The sequence below is a fragment of the Streptomyces mabaensis genome (genome assembly GCF_053763515.1).
On the sequence record NZ_JBSOPZ010000027.1, the window covers coordinates 1 to 16,360 of the forward strand.

Below are 16,360 nucleotides of genomic sequence, written 5' to 3' on the forward strand. Positions count from 1 at the left end.
CGAGAGACCGAAGTGGCCTGACGTCTGGGGACGTTCGTCTGTACACAACTGGGGAGCTAAGGCCGTACGCCGACAACCGGGTTTACGTGGCCGTTATCGACCGGGCGCCCCGGCAGCTACCGGAACTGTGCAAGGCGGGACCGGACGACATCAACGGCCGCGGGCTGGCTCTGGTCGAAGAACTGGCGGACCGGTGGGGATACGACTTGATGGGCTCTGGACGCAGCCTGTGGGGCAAGCGCGTCTGGGCAGAGATGAAGGTGACTCGATGACCGAGACCAAAGCGTTTCCGTCGGTCGGCGACGAGGTGATGGAGGGCAAGACCCGGGCCATCGTGACCGACGTCCGCGGCGGAGTCGTCTGGCTCCGGCCCCGCGCTGGCGGCGGTAAGGAGTGGCCGGCGGAGAACCCGCAGAGACTGACGGTCAGGCGAACGCGCGCCGAGAGGATCGCGGCGGGAGACCTGTGAGGGCCTGCCGCAGCAGCGGGCCGTAGCCCGCACTCGAACCCCGCTGCCCCCGCCACCCCCGTCGCGGGCAGCGGCCGGAAGCGGCGCCCCGGAATCCCACCCGTGAAGGGTTCCGGGGCGCCACCGTGTGTTCCAGTTTTCTGGAATCAGCCGCCCTCCCGGCCACACCCGCACGACAGCCCGAAGCCCCACCGGAGTCCGAGGCGCCGACCCTTCTTCCCTCCCCTCCCCGTGAAGGCCTTCCCCAGGTCGGAGGACGGAGTGTCAAGGTGGAGCGCCCGCACCGCAGGCGCGTCCGTGAGGAACGAGCGGACGCGGCGAGGAGCGGACGTACGACCTTGATACGGAGGAGTCCGGCCGGACACTGGAGAGGCCGGGGAGGGATACCCCAGCAACACACAGTGCCCCGCGAAGCGGGGCACTTTTCCTGTGTTCTTCACGTCAGGCGGTCGTGCTTCCGGCCGCCGACGTCGCGACTTCCTCGGCTCCGTTCTGCGTCGGCACCGCAGCCGCCGGCGAACCGGTCGAGGAGTCGGTGGACGCCGCCCCCGGAGCCGCCTTCTTCACCGCAACCCGCTTGCCCCGCGGCCGCCCCTTCGGGCGCTTGGCGGGTTCCTCGGCGCCGATCGCCTTCAGTTCCTCCGAAGTCCAGCCCGCCGCCTCTGCGGCTACGAACGCTTCGGCGTACGGCGCGTCCAGCTCCTCCAACTGACGCTGGAGATCCGCGCGCTGCCCCAGGATCTCCGCCAGCGGCTCGAAGGCCTTCTCGCGGACCGCCTGGACTTCCCTCATTCGCTGCATGATGTCGTGTGCACTCGCCATGCCGCGATCGTACTGGCACGGTATGGACGGCGGCTGAGAGGCATGACCTATCACCGCAGGCCATAGAGGTTTTTGACGGATGGCCACGTGCACCGTGTGCACCTAATGGCGGCCTTAGCCACCGGTAGCAAGGTAGTGCTTACTGGGCCCAGTAAGCGGCATCCCCGAGCGCCCCTCCATTAGGGTGGCGGCCGGTGATCATGGGTCCGAGCACGGACCGGGGGAGACCTGAAGGGGCTGTGGTGGCAGAGCCAACAGCGGATGAGACACGTCAGCGCCCCGCTGCGCGGCGACGCGAGCGCGAGGCCGGCGGCACTCGCGAGACACGCATAAAGGTGTCGTACAACGACGACGAACACGCGATCGTGAAAGCGGCTGCTGAGCGCGAGCGTCAGGCGACGGCGTCCTGGGTCGGACGAGTCTCACTGGACGTCGCCGAGGAGATCGTCGTGCCCACGCCCGTCAACGCCAAGGCCGTGGTCGCAGAGCTGATCGAGGCGCGGAAGCAGCTCAAGAGGATCGGGGTCAACTACAACCAGATCGCGAAGGTGCTGAACTCCGACGGCGTCGTGACCGATCCAGAGATGCTCGCGGTGCACCGAGCATTGCTGACGGCAATCCGGCGCCTTGACGAGGCCACGCTCCAGGTGATGAGGGAGAGGAAGGAGCGGGGGTGATTCCGGAGAAGCTGGACGAGGGCAGCGACACCTACGGTCTGCTGCAGTACCTCTATGGGCCGGGGCGGCGCGACGAGCACACTGACCCGCACATGGTGGCGGCGTGGGATCCGTACGTCGATGACCCGGGCCGTTCGCCGGACATGGCGATCTCGGATCTCGCCCTGCTCTTGGACGCCCCAGTCTTCGCGATGCGGGGGAAGAAACCGAAGCTGCACGTATACCACGTGGCTGTCCGCAACGCCCCCGAGGACCGCATCCTCAGTGATGAAGAGTGGGCAGAGGTGGCGCACGAGATGATGCATGCCTCTGGGATCGCTGAGCACGGTGATGACGAGGCTTGCCGGTGGGTGGCTGTCCGGCACGCCGACGATCACATTCACCTCGTGGCGACCAAGGTGCGCGAGGACGGACGGCAGCCGAACTTGCGCCAGGACATCGTGAAGATGCAGTCTGCGGCGCGCGCTTTCGAGGTGCGGTTCGGACTTCGTCGTCTCAAGCACGGAGACAAGACCGCATCACGTTGGCGGAAGGCTGGCGAGCTGGAGAAGGCAGAGCGCCGCGGCTTGAACGAAGCGCCGCGCGTGACCCTGCAACGGACGGTGCGCGAGGCGACAGCGCTGGCAATGAGTGAGGCCGACTTCTTCGCTCGACTGGCGGCGTCCGGGCTGCGCGTGAAGCAGCGGGTCGCTCCGGACGGCAACGTGACCGGCTACTCCGTGGCGATGCCTGGGGACCGTAACCCGGAGCAGACGCCGATCTGGTTCCCCGGAGCCCGGCTTGCGCCGGACCTGTCCCTGCCCCGGGTACGCGAGCGGTGGAGCGAGTCGCTTCCGGCGCCGCGCGTTGCGCCGGCGGAGCTGTGGCGGGTTGCCGAGAGCAAGGTGCGCGCGGCTGCCGACCAGCTCGGTGCCGAGGGGCTGCACCAGGGGGCGGGGAGCGTGGCCGCGCTCGGGGACCTGATCGTGGTTGCCGCCGTCATTTCGCCGCGTCTAGTCCGCAGTCAGATCAAGGAAGCGGCGTACGAGTTCGAGCGGGCCTCCCGGGCTCCCGGCGATCGTGCCCTGGAGGGCCAGGCGCGGACGTTGTACCGGGAGTCGACACAGCTGCTGTCGCAGTCGGCGGCTGCGGCGGGCCGCAGTGATGCGGTCGCCGTGCTCGGGTTTCTGCTGGCCTTGGTGACGGCGGTCGAGGCGTCCCGGCGCTGGCACCAGGCGCAGGAGCACCGCGCCCAGGCGGAGGCCTCGGGGCGGGCCGGACGGCTGCTGCGTGAGGCGGTGGAGGTGACCGCCGGCGCGGCCGCCGCTCGGGGGTACCAACCCCGCCGCAAGCGTGCGGATGCACGACCCAGCGGTTCCCCCCGGACACCCGTGGTGTCCGGTGAGCGGCCGATGGCGGGCGTGCTCCAGCAGGCCCTACCCGAGCAGGCGACTGCGGTACTCGCGGACCCGGCGTGGCCCGCATTGCGCACACGCCTGATCGCGGTCGAGAAGGCGGGCGAGGACCCTGCCGACGTCCTGGCCGCCGTAGCCGCACGCCGGGAGTTGACCTCAGCAGACTCCGTTGCAGAGGTGCTTACATGGCGTCTGGACGGATGGCAGCGCCAACGCAGCACGACGGCGCCCGCCTCCGGCAAGAACCCGTCGCCGACGCCCACGGGGGGCACCGGACGCACCGGTGCGATCCGCAAGACGGGGGCGCCCGGGCCGACCCGTCGGCCGCCGGGCGACGAGCAGCACAAGGGGCCGAAGCGGGCCCGATAACGAGGGGAGCGAGACATGGCAACACCGACGCCAGAGGAGCAGCCAGGAGAGGCGTTTGCGGCGGCTACCGTCGAGGCGGTACAGACCTCCGTGATGGCCTTCCGTTTGGTCATGGCCATCGCGGACGCGGTGCGGCGCCAGCAGCAGAAGAAGGCGGGGAAGGAGGAGGAACTTCCGCCCGCCGAGGAGGTGGTGACCGAGGCCTCCAGCGAGGTGAAGAAGTTCCTGCCGCCGGACATCAGCGCGGCACTGATGGACAGTGCCGACTGGCCGCAACTCGCGCAGCAGCTCATGGCCCTGCGCCGTGCCGGGGTGGACCTGGAGGCGATGCTCCCGCGCGTCGGGGAGATCACGGTGACGGTCCGGGACGAGGTCACCGCGAACGCCGAACGGGTGGCCCGCGAGGGCACGGACACGTGGGCCAAGATGCTGCGGGAAACGATGCCGGCGGGACTGGTGCGCGAGGCGATTCTGTCCTCTCCGGCGTGGCCCGAGATGGCGGCGACGATGGCGAAGCTGGACGAGCGCGGAGTCGATGTGCGGGCGATCCTCGCGTCCGCTCACGAGGAAGGTGTCGGCGTCGACCAGGCCGTCGCGAAGGTTCTCGCGGCCGCCGAGGTGCCGACCACGAGCCGCGACGCGATGCTGTCGTACGGGCCACTGACGACCGGGTTGGACATCCCCAAGGATCTGGACCTGGCCGACCGCGAGCGAGCTCTTCGGCAGCTGGCCATCTCCCCTCAGGAGAACGAGCGTTTCACGCGCTTGGTGCGCGAGGCGATGCCCGGGCGCGAGCGCGAGGCCGACCTTCTGGTGACCGCGAAGCAGTGGCCGTTGGTTGCCGCGCGCATGGCGCAGATGGAGACCGAGGGCGGGCCGGTGAAGGAACATCTGGCTCGCCTGATGAAGGACACCACGTGGGAAAAGGGACCGGGGCCGCAACTCGGCTCACGGCTGGTGCAGGCGACCAACGACGCGCTGCGCAGGCCGTTGGGCGAGGCTGCGGCGGAGTCGCGGGTGAAGGTCAACACCACGGCGGCCCGGGCGCAGTCGGCGACTGTGGGCCCTACTAAGCCGCAGGCGGCCAAGGGCGCGGCGCCTGCTGAGCCGGCGGTGGCCCCGCACCGGGAGGCCGGGCCCGCCCCGACGCGCGGCAAGACCCGCTAATTCGTCGGCCGAACACACGCGTGCCGCAGGCCGGATCGGGTCTGCGGCACGCGTCGTTTTCACGGTAGGTTCTCATCGCTCTTGTCCGGCCAGACGCTTTGAGCTGGGACTTTAGTGCGGCTTCTCATCGAGTTGCCCATGGAGATGTCCACTTCTTGCGGCGGACTACGGGCGGAATCCTTTTGGGGAACAGGGCATCTGGGGCGGCTTGGACCGCCACACTGGTGGGCATATCGGTCGCCGGAGGTGGGGCATGCGAGTTGTTGATGCGCGCGAGGCCGTGAGCCAGGGGGTGACTGCGCAGGTCCAAGCGGCGCTCGCTAACGGCGTGCACACCGCCCAGCAGCGGCGGGAGCGTTACGGGCCGTCGTACGGGGAGAAAGTGTTTGGGCCGTGCGTGGCCCCGCCGGTTCCGGCCGTGGTCGTGGACACCCGGTACGGGGAGGGGGACGCCTCGGTCATCTTCACGTGGAAGGCCCGGCAGGACCCATACCCGTTCTTCATCATGAATGTCCCCACGTACTGGCCGCAGCGCATCGTGCGCCCCGGGTGGGCCGTGCTCGACACCCTGCCGGTGCTCGACGTACTGGACTGGGACGGAGCACGGCGGCCCATTCGGGTGCACACGGCCACCGTCTACGGCCACTGGGACACGCAATGGGGGTGGCGGGCCGGCGCCGTGGACGCGGTACGCGAGGTCGACTGGTCCGACCCGGACAACCCCGTGCTGCGGCAGTCGCTTCCTGCAATGGACCGCGGCTGACCGGATTCGCTTTGCGGATGAGAGTGCGGCCGAAAGCACCAGTTCGCATCACCTGCGAGAACGGATTTCTCATCGTCCCCAAGCGGACAAGGCAGGGACAGAACGATGAGGAAAGGCCAACTCCACTGCGGACCTACGCGAGTGTAGGTTCTCGTTTGATCTGTCGGACGGCGACTGTCTGACCAGGTCCTTCGTCGCCGCTTCTCAACGATCTGTCGGCACTTCTCACCAACCTGTCGGATTCTTCGAACGAATCAGCCATCTTGCTCGGACCCACAGATCGGTGAGACGGTCGACCTGCGGCTTCTCGGGATTGCGGCCTCAAACCGACAGATCGATGAGAAACCGACAGATCATTTGCGTCCCTACAACGAGTTGTAGGTTCTCGTTTGATCTGTCGGTCGGCGCTCGTCTGACCTGGGCTTTTGCTGCGGTGTCTCAGTGACTTGTCGGCGGTTTCGTCTCATCGATCTGTCGGATTCCTCGAACAAGACGGGCGTCTTGCGCGGTCGGACAGATCGCTGAGACGCTTGGCCTGCGGACTCTTCAACTTGCGGTCTCAAACCGACAGATCGCTGAGAAACCGACGGATCTGATGAGTCCCTACACGAGTGGTCAGGGTCGGGTCGCGCCGACGTAGTCGCCCTGGGGCATCGCCGAGGTGAGCGGGGCGACTTCCACGCTGCGTCCAGTGCGTGGAGCGTGCAGCACGTTGCCGTCGCCCGCGTAGATCGCGACGTGATAGATGAAGCCGCTTCCGCCTTTTGCCCAGAACAGCAGATCACCCGGCTTGAGGTCGCTGCGGGAGACGGGCCGGTCGGACGTGGCGCCGTACTGCGCTTCGGCCGTCCGGGGCAGTTTCAGCTTGGGCCAGTAGGCGTACTGGACGAGGCTGGAGCAGTCGAAGCCGATGGTCTTGCTCGCGGCGCACGACCCGTTGAGGTAGCCATTCTTACCGTCGCAGAAGCCGAGCGACGGGCCCGCCGGTCCGCCGCCCCCGTACGCGTATGGGGTGCCCATCCGGGTGGACGCCTTGCGCAGGGCGTCTGCGCCCGAGCCGGACCCGGAGATCGTGAGGAGCCCGGGGCCCTCGAAGCGCGACATGGTCGACAGGATGAGCTTCACGTAGTTGAAGGTCTCGCCCTTCGCGAACGTCACCGGCGGCACCCCGCCGTACTCCACGACCCGGCCCCATCCGGCGTTGTACCCGGCGAGCGCGAGCGCCTGGACGCCCCCGGGATAGCCGGAGTTCTTCGCCGACTTCATCAGCGAGCACATCATGCGGCCCTGCGCGATGACGGCATCACCGATGTCCCACGGCGAGTTCTCGCCGTTGCCGTCCGAGTCGCGCCCCCACGTCGCCCAGGTCCCCGGCATGAACTGCGCCGGCCCCTGCGCGCCGACTCTGCTGGTGGCCTCCTCGCGGCTGGTCTTGAACTTGCTCTCCTGGTAGAGCTGAGCGGCCAGCAGCGCCGGGGTCATCCCCGGTTCCTTGCAGTCGGCATCCGCTTGCAAGATCCACTTGCGGAATTCTTCGGGAACGCCTTGCAACCCGCCCCCGCCGTCAGACGTTTCGGTGGCCGAAGCATCGTCGTCCACGATCAGTACCACCACCCCAATGAACGCCAGTACGACGAGGCCTATCACCGCGGCGACGGCTCCAACGAGCACCTTCACGCGCTATCCCCCCGTGCTGTTCTCTCTCTGCTGTCGTGCCAGTTGTGTGACTTGCTGCCGTACTAGATCACGAGTCGCTTGGCATGTGCGCCTCCATTGAGCGGGGCCGGACCCCGTACGGGATCACGGCTCACGTAGGGTCGGGATCAGGTCTCGTGTGGGGCGTGTTCGCTCGGCGGAAGAACGCCCCCTTCACTGCACGCAGCTGAGCCAAGGCGTCCACGCGGAACCGCTGGCGACTCGGGGTGTGGCTGATGAGTGCAGGTGTTGACGCTGTGACTGGGGGCGGGTCCACCGGTCGCGATCGGGTCGCCGTCTCGAAACAGCCCCTGCCGCGCAGGTGCATCTCCCTTTGCCACGCGCTGTCGTAGGGCGTCACCTGTGACCTGACCTCCGCCTCCCGCGAAAACGCCACCACGGTTTGTCGGGGGTTCACGCTAGCCTCAGTGATCCCAAGAACCCAATATCGTGACTTAAGCGAAGGCATATAGGGGGGAGTTGCGGCATGACCACCCAACAGGTGGCGTCAACCCCGGGTAGGACAGCATCGGTTGTACTCCGGTGGGCGCTGATGCCGGTCGACGGCAATGGCATTGCAGTAGCGACGGTTGCCCGGATGCTCGATGGTGACGCCGGCGGCGCCCGTGCCCGTGTCCTGGCGCCGGGGGAGTACATCCCGTACGCGGCCGCCCCGGTGCTCGTGGCCGACACGACCCTGCACGGCGCGACCCGCGTGGAGGAGACCCTGCTGCGGTGGGGCCCCCTGCCGAAGCCCTGGCTCGTGTGGGTGGCTGACGCCCCGGCGCGGCCGGTACAGGACGCCCGCTTCCTGATCCGCGCCCTGGAAGGGCGTTTGGCCGGGGTGGCGAAGGTGCCATACCTGCCGGTCCTGCGAGCCGTTAAGGGCCCTGACGAGGCCCTTGAATACAAGGACGTCCAGTCCGCGGCCGAGAAGCTGCGGCGCACGATGGAGAGGAACTGATCATGGCTTTGGAGCGGATCGCCGTGGCGATGCAGCTGGCGGCGCCTGGTGACGGCGAGGGTGGTCTCATTCCCGGGGCCAAGCCCACGAAGATCCCCGGGATGGACGGCCCGGTCGCCGAGATCTTCGGCTACGGCCTGTGGCTGCTGATCCTGGCCGGAGTCGGCGGCACGGCCTTCGGCGTCTACAAGCTCGCCGTGGCGGACAAATCCCGCAACGGCGGCGGGTCGGAGCCCTTCAAATGGATGGGCGGCGGCATCGCGGCGATCCTGCTGTCCAGCTCCCTGATCGCCATCCTCAACGGCATCGCAGGCTGAGGGGGCCGACATGGGACGCACCAGGAGCACGGGCACGTGGAACACCAAGGGTGTCTGGTTCGCCGGCGCCGCCCTTGCGGCCGTACTCGCCCTGACGGGGTACGCACTGCTCAACGGGGACGAGGACGGTACGGACGCGCCGGGCAAGGCCGGGGCCAGCGCGAGCGCGGACCCGGGGCCGTCGGCGACGTACGCGGCGCCGGAGGACTGGACTGAGCCGGAGCGGTGGGCTGCGCTTCCGCGGGGGAAGCGGACCGACGAGCGCGGCAGCGAGGTTGGGTTCCCGCACACCGACGAGGGAGCGGTGGCGATGATGGCGGCCGCCAACACCACCGCGGTGGAGGGCAACACCTCCAACGTCGACGAGCAGCTGCGCCTCTACTACGGGTACATCGGGCAGGCCGACCAGTCCTCGGATGCCGCCGAGCGGGTCGAGCTGAACGCGATCGACAGCGACAAGGCGATCGCCCGGAGCATGGGCGTGAAGCCGGGGCAGCCGCTGCCGCCCGGCGCGTACGTGCGCAGCAACGTGGTGGGCTTCAAGGTCATCAAGAAGTCGTCTGACGAGGTCAGTGTGTGGCTGCTGTCCCGGGTGGTCCAGAAGGCCGGGGAGACGGCCAAGGAGGAGGGATCCTACTCCCGGACCCTGATCGGTGCGCAGTGGCAGGGCGAGGACTGGAAGCTGTCGGTGCCCGCCACCCGGCGCGCGCAGGAGGACTCCCAGAGCCAGTCGGAGCCGAAGATGGTGGCTCCGGGTGACGCCGAGTTCAACGCGGCCGGGTGGACGGCCATCCGGGAGGCATCGTGAGGCGGCGGCTGACGTCGCTGCTGCTCGTCCTGGTCGCCATATTCGGGCTGTCGGTGTCCGCGACGCAGCCTGCGGCGGCCGACGGGATCGTCGATGGCGGGATCGAGGTGACCTGCCGGGTCGGCGCCGGGCCGCTCCTGGGCGCGGTGGATGCCGGCGCCGAGCTGTTCACCGGCTCGTCGCTGTGCGACAAGATCGGCGACGCCGGTGCGAAGAAGGTCGACGAGGCCTGGAAGGCCGTCAAGGACTCCATCCTCGGAGACATCATCAAGAGCGCCGAGGACGTGACGAAATGGGTGATCAAGAAGACGCTCACCGTGTCGCTGCTCGGCCCGTCGGTCGACCTCAAGGGGACCGGGCTGTGGGGCGGCGATGCCACGCTGGCGGGCATGATGACCTGGCTGGGGCTGGTGATCGCCGCGGCCGGGGTGATGTGGCAGCTGGGCAAGATGGCCCTGACCGGGCAGGCCAAACATGCCGGCCGGGCAATGACCGGCTGGATCGAGAACCTGATCCTCTCCACCGTCGGCGTGAGCATGTTCGCCCTGCTACTGGTCCTCGGAGACGCCCTGAGTAGCGGTCTGGTCAACGCAACCTTCGACAACGACGGCGAAGCCTACGAGCGCATCGTCGCGGTCCTGCTGCCCAACGGGATCGCCAACCCCATCACGATGCTCTGCGTGGTCGGGGTGCTGCTGCTGATCGGCTTCATTCAGCTGATCATGATCTTTCTGCGGCAGAGCGCGATCCCAATCATCTGCGTACTGCTGCCCGTGGCCGGCGGCGGCCGCACCGGCGGTGACACCACCCGCAAATGGGCCCCGGCCCTGATCACCAGCGGACTCGTCATCATTGCGTACAAGCCCACGGTTGCCATCATCATCTGCATCGGATTCGCCGAGTTCGGGCACAGCCAGACACTGGCGGAGTGGTTGCGCGGCTGCGCCACCCTCCTCCTGGCCGTCCTCGCACCCGGGCCCCTCGCGAAGATTTTCGCGCCCTTCGGGGCGGCGGCCGGGGCCGGGATGAGCGCAGGCGGCGCGATGGGGGCAGTGGCCGGGGGGGCGGGCTACTTCGCCGGTAAGGCCGGTGGAGACGGCGACAGCGGAAGCGGCGGCGAGGGCGACGGGCCGACCACTCCGGTGCAGCACGCCCAGATGGTGTCCCAGACCATGGGCAGCCAGGGCGGCGGCGAGGACGGCGGCCAGGGCGGCGACGCCCAGGCGCAGGCAGCCCGGAATCAGGGCGGGGCAAACGTGCCCACCCAGGGTGGGCCTGACGGTGTGCCGGGAGCCGATACGGCCGTCGGCGGCCGCACCGAAGGAACGGCCGGCGCCACCGGTACCGGCACGGCGGCCGGAGCGGGTGCGGCGAGCGTCGCGCTTCCGGCAGCCGCGCCCATTCAGGTCCTGGACGGCGTCAACAACGCGGTCCAGGATGCGAGCGGAGCAGTAGGCGGGGGAGACCAGCAGTGAGTAGCCATGAAGTGCCCCGGACTCTGATGGTCGACGGTTTCCGGGCCCGCCGTTCCTTCGGGTTCGGCGGGTTGTCGCGGACCGCGACGCTGATCGGTGCTGCGGTGCTGATGGCCGACGGGCTCATCGCCACGCAGGAGCCGCTCTCCCTGCTCATCACGCTGCCCGCGACGGGTGCGGCGTTCACGCTGGCCGCCGCCAAGCGGCACGGCATGTCGGCCCTGTCCTACTACTGGGCGAAAATCGCCTGGAAGCGGGCGGCACGGTACGACGCCACCTCTTACCGGAGGCTGTTTCTCCCGCACCCCTACGCCCTGGATCTGCCGGGCGTGGGCGCGAGCTCCACCCTGATCAGGGCGAGCGACCCGACCACCGGTCGTCTCGTCGGGCTTGTCCACGACCGGGCGACCGGGTACATGACGGTCACGACCCTGCTCGCCCCCGGTGGCAGCCTCATGGCGCCCACCGGGGCGGTGCAGAGCAGTCTGCGCAGCTGGTCGTCCGTGCTGGACGCGATGAGCACGGACGAGCAGGTCAAGGGGGCGAGTGTGACCATCCAGATCACCCCGGGAGCCGGGGAGGCCCTGGGGGACGACGTGAAGGCCCGCAAGGACCCCAACGCCCCGCAGTTGGCCAAGCGGATCATTGACGAACTGGTCCGCACGACGCCGCACGCGACTGCGAGCGTGGCGCCCTGGATGAGCGTCACGGTGGACCCGAACGCCACCGTCAACGCGCCGGCGGACCTTGCCGAGCAGGTTGCCGAGTCGCTGCGGGTGGTCGACGGGCTGGATCTCTCCGGCACCGGAACCGACATCGAGCGCCGGGCCACCGACATCGACCTTCGGCGGATCGTCCGCAGTGCGTACGACCCCGAGGTTTTCAACGCGCGCGACGCGGACTTCGCGGACTTGTCGTGGGGCGAGTGCGGGCCGCAGGCCGCCGACGACGGCTGGGAGGAGTACAGCCACGACGGCGGTATCTCCGTCAGCTGGGTGCTGCGGGAGATGCCGCGACGGCCCATCCCCTACAGCGTGCTGCTGCAGCTGCTGGCCCCCGGCCGTCACCAGCGGCGCATCACCATTGCCTACCGCGTCTTGGACCCGTACGAGGGCGAGGCGGTGCTGGAGCGGGAGATCAGCCACGCCCACCAGCGGGCCCAGGCGACCGCCGAGGTCAAGGGGCGGGCGAAGTACAGCCAGCGGGCGGATGCCCAGCGGGCGGAGAAGGCGGCCGCCCAGGTCGCCGGAGGTGAGCAGGTCGTGGATTGGACGTTGATGGTGACCGCGACCGCCCGCAGTACGGCTGATCTTCCTGCCGCCCGCCAGGAGCTGGCCCGCGCGGTGAAGGCGACCCGCGGGATTCGCATGCGTCCTGCGTACGGGGCCGGGGCCGCTGTGTTCGCCGCCCAGCTGCCGATCGGCTACAACCCGCTGGTGAAGGACTGACGATGGCGCGCAAGCCCAAACAGGTACCCGTGACCACGCCCAAGCGGATGGTGCGGGAGATCGAGCAGGCGCCCAGCCGCGAGGAGAGGCGAGCCGAGAAGAAGCTGCGGGGCCGCTTCGCCCCCCGGCTCGGGTGGGGCGGGCGGTTCAGCGGCCGCGTCCCGGTCGAGGACACCGGCACCGTCTACACCGGGCCGACCAGCCAGGCCGGCGGGATCTACCCGTTCCTGCTCGGCAGCGGACTGCCGCCGCGCGGCGTACCGGTCGGCCGGGACGTACTGACCGGCGAGCTGGTGTGCATCGACCCCTCCGGCTGGACCGGCAAGCTCACGACCAACCCCGGCATGTGGGTCATGAGCCAGCCCGGCGCGGGCAAGAGCGCGCTGGTCAAGCGTGTGTGCCTGGTGTACTCGGCGTACGGGCACATGGTGTGCGTCCCCGGCGACGTCAAGGGCGAGTACAGCACCCTGATCCACGAACTCGGCGGATCGGTGGTGCGGATCGGCGACGGCATCGGCCGCCTGAACCCCTTGGACTCCGGCCCGCTCAAGGGGCGTCTGCACACGCTGTCCGTGGACCGCCGCGAGTCCCTGCTGGACGTCCTGAACGGGCGCCGGTTGGAGACGCTCGTGGCCCTGCTGTCCACCAAGCACGGCCTTGGCCGGGCCCCGGACGAGATCGAGCGCAGCGCGCTCGACACCGCCGCCCAGGTCGCCTCTGCCGCGCAGGAGCGGGGCAGCGACCCCATCGTCTCGGACGTCGTCCGGGTGCTGCGGGCGGCTCCGGAGGAGCTGCGGACGAAGCTGGCCGCCGAGGGCGAGCGGTACCAGGACCTGACCCGAAGCGTGATCGCCGGACTCGACAACTTGATCGGCGGCCCGTTGAAGGGCTTGTTCGACGGGCAGACGACGACGCCGCTGGACATCAACGCCCCCGCGGTCTCGGTCGACATCTCCGCCCTGCGGGCGCGCGGCCACGACGTCGTGAGCGCGGGCATGATCGCCACGTGGGCGTACACCTACAGCGCGATCGACAGCGCCCGCAGCATCGGCCTGATGGACCGTTCGCTCGTGCTGCCGATGGACGAGATGTGGCGCGCCCTGCGGTCCGGCCCGGGCCTCGTGGACGCGATGGACGCCATCAGCCGCCTGAACCGGACCACGAACGACGTCACGATCTACGTCACGCACAGCCTCTTGGACGTCGAGGCGCTGCCGACGGAGACCGACCGGGCCAAGGCCAGAGGGCTGATGGACCGGTGCGACACGTGGGTGATCGGCGCGTCCTCGGAGGAGGAGCTGCGCCGGGTGACCGGCAAACGGTCCCTGACCGAGCAGGAGCGCATGATGATCGGCTCGTGGTCGTCGGCGACATCCACCGGGCTCGACATCGACCCCACCTACGACGACGCCGACGGCACCGCGCCCCTGGAGGAAGAGGGCACCCGGCACCCGGGCCGCGGCAAGTATCTGATCAAGATCGGAACGCGGCCGGGGATCGCGGCCTCGCTGGAACTGACCGGGACCGAGCTGCGGCTGTACCGCACGGACACCAACCGGCGCCGGATCACGACCGCCACAGGAGGTGGTAGCTGATGATGACGGAGAACGACAGGGCGTGGGCCGCCGGGGGCATTCTCCTCGGCGGTGCCGTGACGCTGGGGGTCTCGACATGGGCCGGGGCGGCGGCCGGCGCGCTGGTGACCGGTGAGGACGTTGCCGACTTCCCCCTGTCCCTGGTGGGCGCCTTCCAGATGGCCACCGAGTGGTCGACGGTGTGGCCGCACTCCCAGACCGCGTCCACCATCGGCGCCGCACTGCTGGACGTGGCCGTCGTCATCCTCGTGGTGTGGGGGCTGCGGGTGGCGTTCCGCTGGTTCCGTAACCCCAGCAGTCTGGCGACGCTGCACCAGGTGCGGGAGCTGACGCCGAAGCAGGCCGCCACCACCGCGACCCGGTTGCGCGTCTCGTTGAAGGACACCAAGCCCAAGGAGATCCCGGCCCGAGATCGGGGCGTGCTCCTCGGCGACCACATGCCGTCCGGCATCGAGCTGCGCGGGTCGGACGAGGACACCTACGTCGCCATCATGGCGCCGCGCGCGGGCAAGTCGACGTCGCTGGCCATCCCGGTGGCCGAGGAAGCCCCAGCGGCCCTGCTGATGACCAGCAATAAGGCCGACGTCTACGCCGCGACCCTCGGGAGCCGTTCGAGGGTCGGGCAGGCCTGGATTCTCGACACCCAGGGCGTGGCCCAGGTCGAGCGCCAGATGTGGTGGGACATGGTCGCCCAGGCGGAGACGCTGGAGGGCGCCGAGCGTCTGGCCTCCCACTTCGTCACGCAGATCACCAGCGAGCAGGCCGACCCGTTCTGGTCGCAGGCCGCCGGTGACCTCCTCGTGGGCCTGTTCCGGGCCGCCTGGTGGGAGGGCGGCACCGTCCGCGACGTCATGAAGTGGCTGTCCGACCCGAAGGAGAAGGCGCCGCTCCGCGTGCTCTACCAGCACGAACCCGTGCTCGCCGAGCAGGTGGACTCGTCCATCAACATCGCGGAGGAAACCCAGAGCGGGATCTACCAGAACGCGAGGACCGCCGTCAGCGCCCTGCGCGACGAGAAGGTCCTCGCGTGGGTCACGCCGGACAAGCGCTTCCCCCGCTTCGACCCCGAGCACTTCGCCACCAGCAAGGACACCCTCTACCTCCTGAGCAAGAAGGGCGGCCCGTCCAGCGCGGTCGTGGCCGCGCTCGCCGACGCGATCTTCACCGCCGGCACCGAGGCGGGCGAGCGCAACGGCGGCCGCCTGCCCGAGCCAATGCGGGCGGTCCTGGACGAGGCCGCCAACATCTGCCGCATCGCCGACCTTCCCGACCTCTACAGCCACTTGGGCTCTCGCGGGATCACGCCCTTCGTGATCCTCCAGTCCTACCGGCAGGGCGTGAAGGCCTGGGGCGAGGTCGGCATGGACTCGATGTGGTCGGCCGCGACCAAGAAGCTGATCGGTGTCGGCCTGGACGACGCGAAGTTCGCCACCGACATCTCCACCCTGGTAGGCGCGCACTACGTCCAGCGTGGGTCGTACTCAAAGAGCAAGGACGGCTACAGCCGCAGCTACTCCGAGCAACGCGAGCAGGTGCTCGACCCCGCCGAGATCCGCGCCATGGCGAAGGGCACGGCGCTGCTGATGGCCACGGGTATGCCCGTCGCGCAGATCGGTCTGCGGCCCTGGTACGCGGAGGAGGCCATGGCTCACATTGGCCCGCAGATGAAGGCCGAGGAGCTGGCCATCACCAAGCGGGCCGTCGCGGCGTACGAGGAGAGGAAGGCGGCCCGCGGTGGCCGATGAGCCGGACGTGCCGGACTTCGAGGTGCCCGTAGGGCTGTTCGAGGACCTGGAGGACGTCAAGGCCCAGCTTGCGGCCCTGACCGCCCAGATGAAGACCCTGGCCGCGGGGGCCGACGCCGACCCGGGCGAGGCCTCCACCGACGACGAGGCGGAGGCCGGCGGAGAGGCCGTCGACGGGGCTGACCAGGAAGACGAGTGGCAGTATCCGCCGTTCATTCTGCTGCTCGACCCTCCTCAGTACGACGACGAGCTGCGCGCCCTGATCGAGTGGGTGGAGGGCGTGCTCGTGCCCGGCTATCTGGCTGAGCCGTCGGGCGATGCCCGCTGGTGTCACCTGTGGTTCGAGCACCCCGTCGCCATCGCCCGTCTGCACGCGCTATGGCTGGCCTGGCAGGAGCTGACCGACCCGGCCACCTGCGGCTACACCGGTCCCTCGGTGTGGCACCGCGACCACCTCGACCCCTGCCTGCGGGAGCTGCGCAACTCCAGCGGCCCGTTCGCGGGCTGCACCAAGGGGGAGCACCAGATCGACCACCGCCTGCCCGGCGTGGTGCCCAGCGCCTGGCGCATCAGCGAGACCTGACGCCTCCCGGCAGCCCGAGCGGCCCGTCGAAGCATGCCGCGGCGGGCCGCTGTCGCTCGTCGGGGTGGT

16 protein-coding genes are annotated in these 16,360 nt (G+C 69.3%); 14 read left to right on the forward strand and 2 right to left on the reverse strand.

The features are described 5' to 3' along the window. Nucleotides 1-272 (forward strand): ATP-binding protein (locus ACWV17_RS22995; protein WP_455361238.1); only part of this gene is annotated, 272 nt, incomplete at its 5' end. Next, a complete protein-coding gene (locus ACWV17_RS23000) occupies nucleotides 269-469 on the forward strand; it encodes a hypothetical protein (protein WP_455361239.1) in 201 nt (66 codons plus the stop codon). The genes ACWV17_RS22995 and ACWV17_RS23000, both read left to right, overlap by 4 nt. A gap of 441 nt (nucleotides 470-910) precedes the next feature. Here the strand turns inward: ACWV17_RS23000 and ACWV17_RS23005 are convergent, their stop codons facing one another. Next, nucleotides 911-1,291, reverse strand: coding sequence for a hypothetical protein (locus ACWV17_RS23005; RefSeq protein WP_455355946.1), 381 nt, complete (start codon nucleotides 1,289-1,291; stop codon nucleotides 911-913). Nucleotides 1,292-1,533: 242 nt separating this feature from the next. Here ACWV17_RS23005 and ACWV17_RS23010 point away from each other — a divergent pair, with 242 nt between their 5' ends. The 4 genes from ACWV17_RS23010 (at nucleotide 1,534) to ACWV17_RS23025 (ending at nucleotide 5,661) form a co-directional block, all read left to right on the forward strand. Beyond that, complete coding sequence (locus ACWV17_RS23010; RefSeq protein WP_455355945.1) at nucleotides 1,534-1,968, forward strand: plasmid mobilization protein; 435 nt, start codon at nucleotides 1,534-1,536, stop codon at nucleotides 1,966-1,968. Next, nucleotides 1,965-3,731 (forward strand): relaxase/mobilization nuclease domain-containing protein, encoded by a 1,767-nt coding sequence (locus tag ACWV17_RS23015; protein ID WP_455355944.1) that lies wholly within the window; start codon nucleotides 1,965-1,967, stop codon nucleotides 3,729-3,731. The genes ACWV17_RS23010 and ACWV17_RS23015 overlap by 4 nt, the downstream gene beginning before the upstream one ends. A 15-nt stretch (nucleotides 3,732-3,746) precedes the next feature. Continuing rightward, on the forward strand, nucleotides 3,747-4,898 hold the full coding sequence (locus ACWV17_RS23020) for a hypothetical protein (protein ID WP_455355943.1): 1,152 nt from the start codon (nucleotides 3,747-3,749) through the stop codon (nucleotides 4,896-4,898). A gap of 253 nt (nucleotides 4,899-5,151) precedes the next feature. Then, the gene (locus ACWV17_RS23025; protein ID WP_455361240.1) at nucleotides 5,152-5,661 is read left to right on the forward strand and encodes a hypothetical protein; all 510 of its coding nucleotides are present in this window, start codon (nucleotides 5,152-5,154) and stop codon (nucleotides 5,659-5,661) included. Between the two features lie 615 nt (nucleotides 5,662-6,276). Here the strand turns inward: ACWV17_RS23025 and ACWV17_RS23030 are convergent. Next, complete coding sequence (locus ACWV17_RS23030; RefSeq protein WP_455355941.1) at nucleotides 6,277-7,338, reverse strand: C40 family peptidase; 1,062 nt, start codon at nucleotides 7,336-7,338, stop codon at nucleotides 6,277-6,279. A gap of 616 nt (nucleotides 7,339-7,954) precedes the next feature. On the opposite strand from ACWV17_RS23030, the gene ACWV17_RS23035 reads away from it, so the two are divergent. The 8 genes from ACWV17_RS23035 to ACWV17_RS23070 are packed head-to-tail and all read left to right on the forward strand — an operon-like array spanning nucleotide 7,955 to nucleotide 16,291. Continuing rightward, the gene (locus ACWV17_RS23035) at nucleotides 7,955-8,320 is read left to right on the forward strand and encodes a hypothetical protein (RefSeq protein WP_455355940.1); all 366 of its coding nucleotides are present in this window, start codon (nucleotides 7,955-7,957) and stop codon (nucleotides 8,318-8,320) included. Nucleotides 8,321-8,322: 2 nt separating this feature from the next. Further along, on the forward strand, nucleotides 8,323-8,637 hold the full coding sequence (locus ACWV17_RS23040) for a hypothetical protein (RefSeq protein WP_455355939.1): 315 nt from the start codon (nucleotides 8,323-8,325) through the stop codon (nucleotides 8,635-8,637). A 10-nt stretch (nucleotides 8,638-8,647) separates the two neighbouring features. Continuing rightward, nucleotides 8,648-9,445: a hypothetical protein gene (locus ACWV17_RS23045; RefSeq protein ID WP_455355938.1), complete on the forward strand. Its 798-nt coding sequence runs from the start codon at nucleotides 8,648-8,650 to the stop codon at nucleotides 9,443-9,445. Then, nucleotides 9,442-10,920 carry a hypothetical protein gene (locus ACWV17_RS23050; protein WP_455361241.1) on the forward strand — a complete coding sequence of 493 codons (1,479 nt, stop codon included), beginning with the start codon at nucleotides 9,442-9,444 and terminating at the stop codon, nucleotides 10,918-10,920. Before ACWV17_RS23045 ends, ACWV17_RS23050 begins: the two co-directional genes overlap by 4 nt. Further along, nucleotides 10,917-12,368, forward strand: a complete 1,452-nt coding sequence (locus ACWV17_RS23055) for an SCO6880 family protein (protein ID WP_455361242.1) — start codon at nucleotides 10,917-10,919, stop codon at nucleotides 12,366-12,368. The genes ACWV17_RS23050 and ACWV17_RS23055 overlap by 4 nt, the downstream gene beginning before the upstream one ends. 29 nt (nucleotides 12,369-12,397) lie before the next feature. Further along, on the forward strand, nucleotides 12,398-13,963 hold the full coding sequence (locus tag ACWV17_RS23060) for an ATP-binding protein (protein WP_455355935.1): 1,566 nt from the start codon (nucleotides 12,398-12,400) through the stop codon (nucleotides 13,961-13,963). Next, nucleotides 13,963-15,708, forward strand: a complete 1,746-nt coding sequence (locus tag ACWV17_RS23065) for a type IV secretory system conjugative DNA transfer family protein (protein ID WP_455361243.1) — start codon at nucleotides 13,963-13,965, stop codon at nucleotides 15,706-15,708. Before ACWV17_RS23060 ends, ACWV17_RS23065 begins: the two co-directional genes overlap by 1 nt. Further along, complete coding sequence (locus ACWV17_RS23070; RefSeq protein WP_455361244.1) at nucleotides 15,698-16,291, forward strand: DUF4913 domain-containing protein; 594 nt, start codon at nucleotides 15,698-15,700, stop codon at nucleotides 16,289-16,291. Before ACWV17_RS23065 ends, ACWV17_RS23070 begins: the two co-directional genes overlap by 11 nt. Nucleotides 16,292-16,360: the final 69 nt, after the last annotated feature.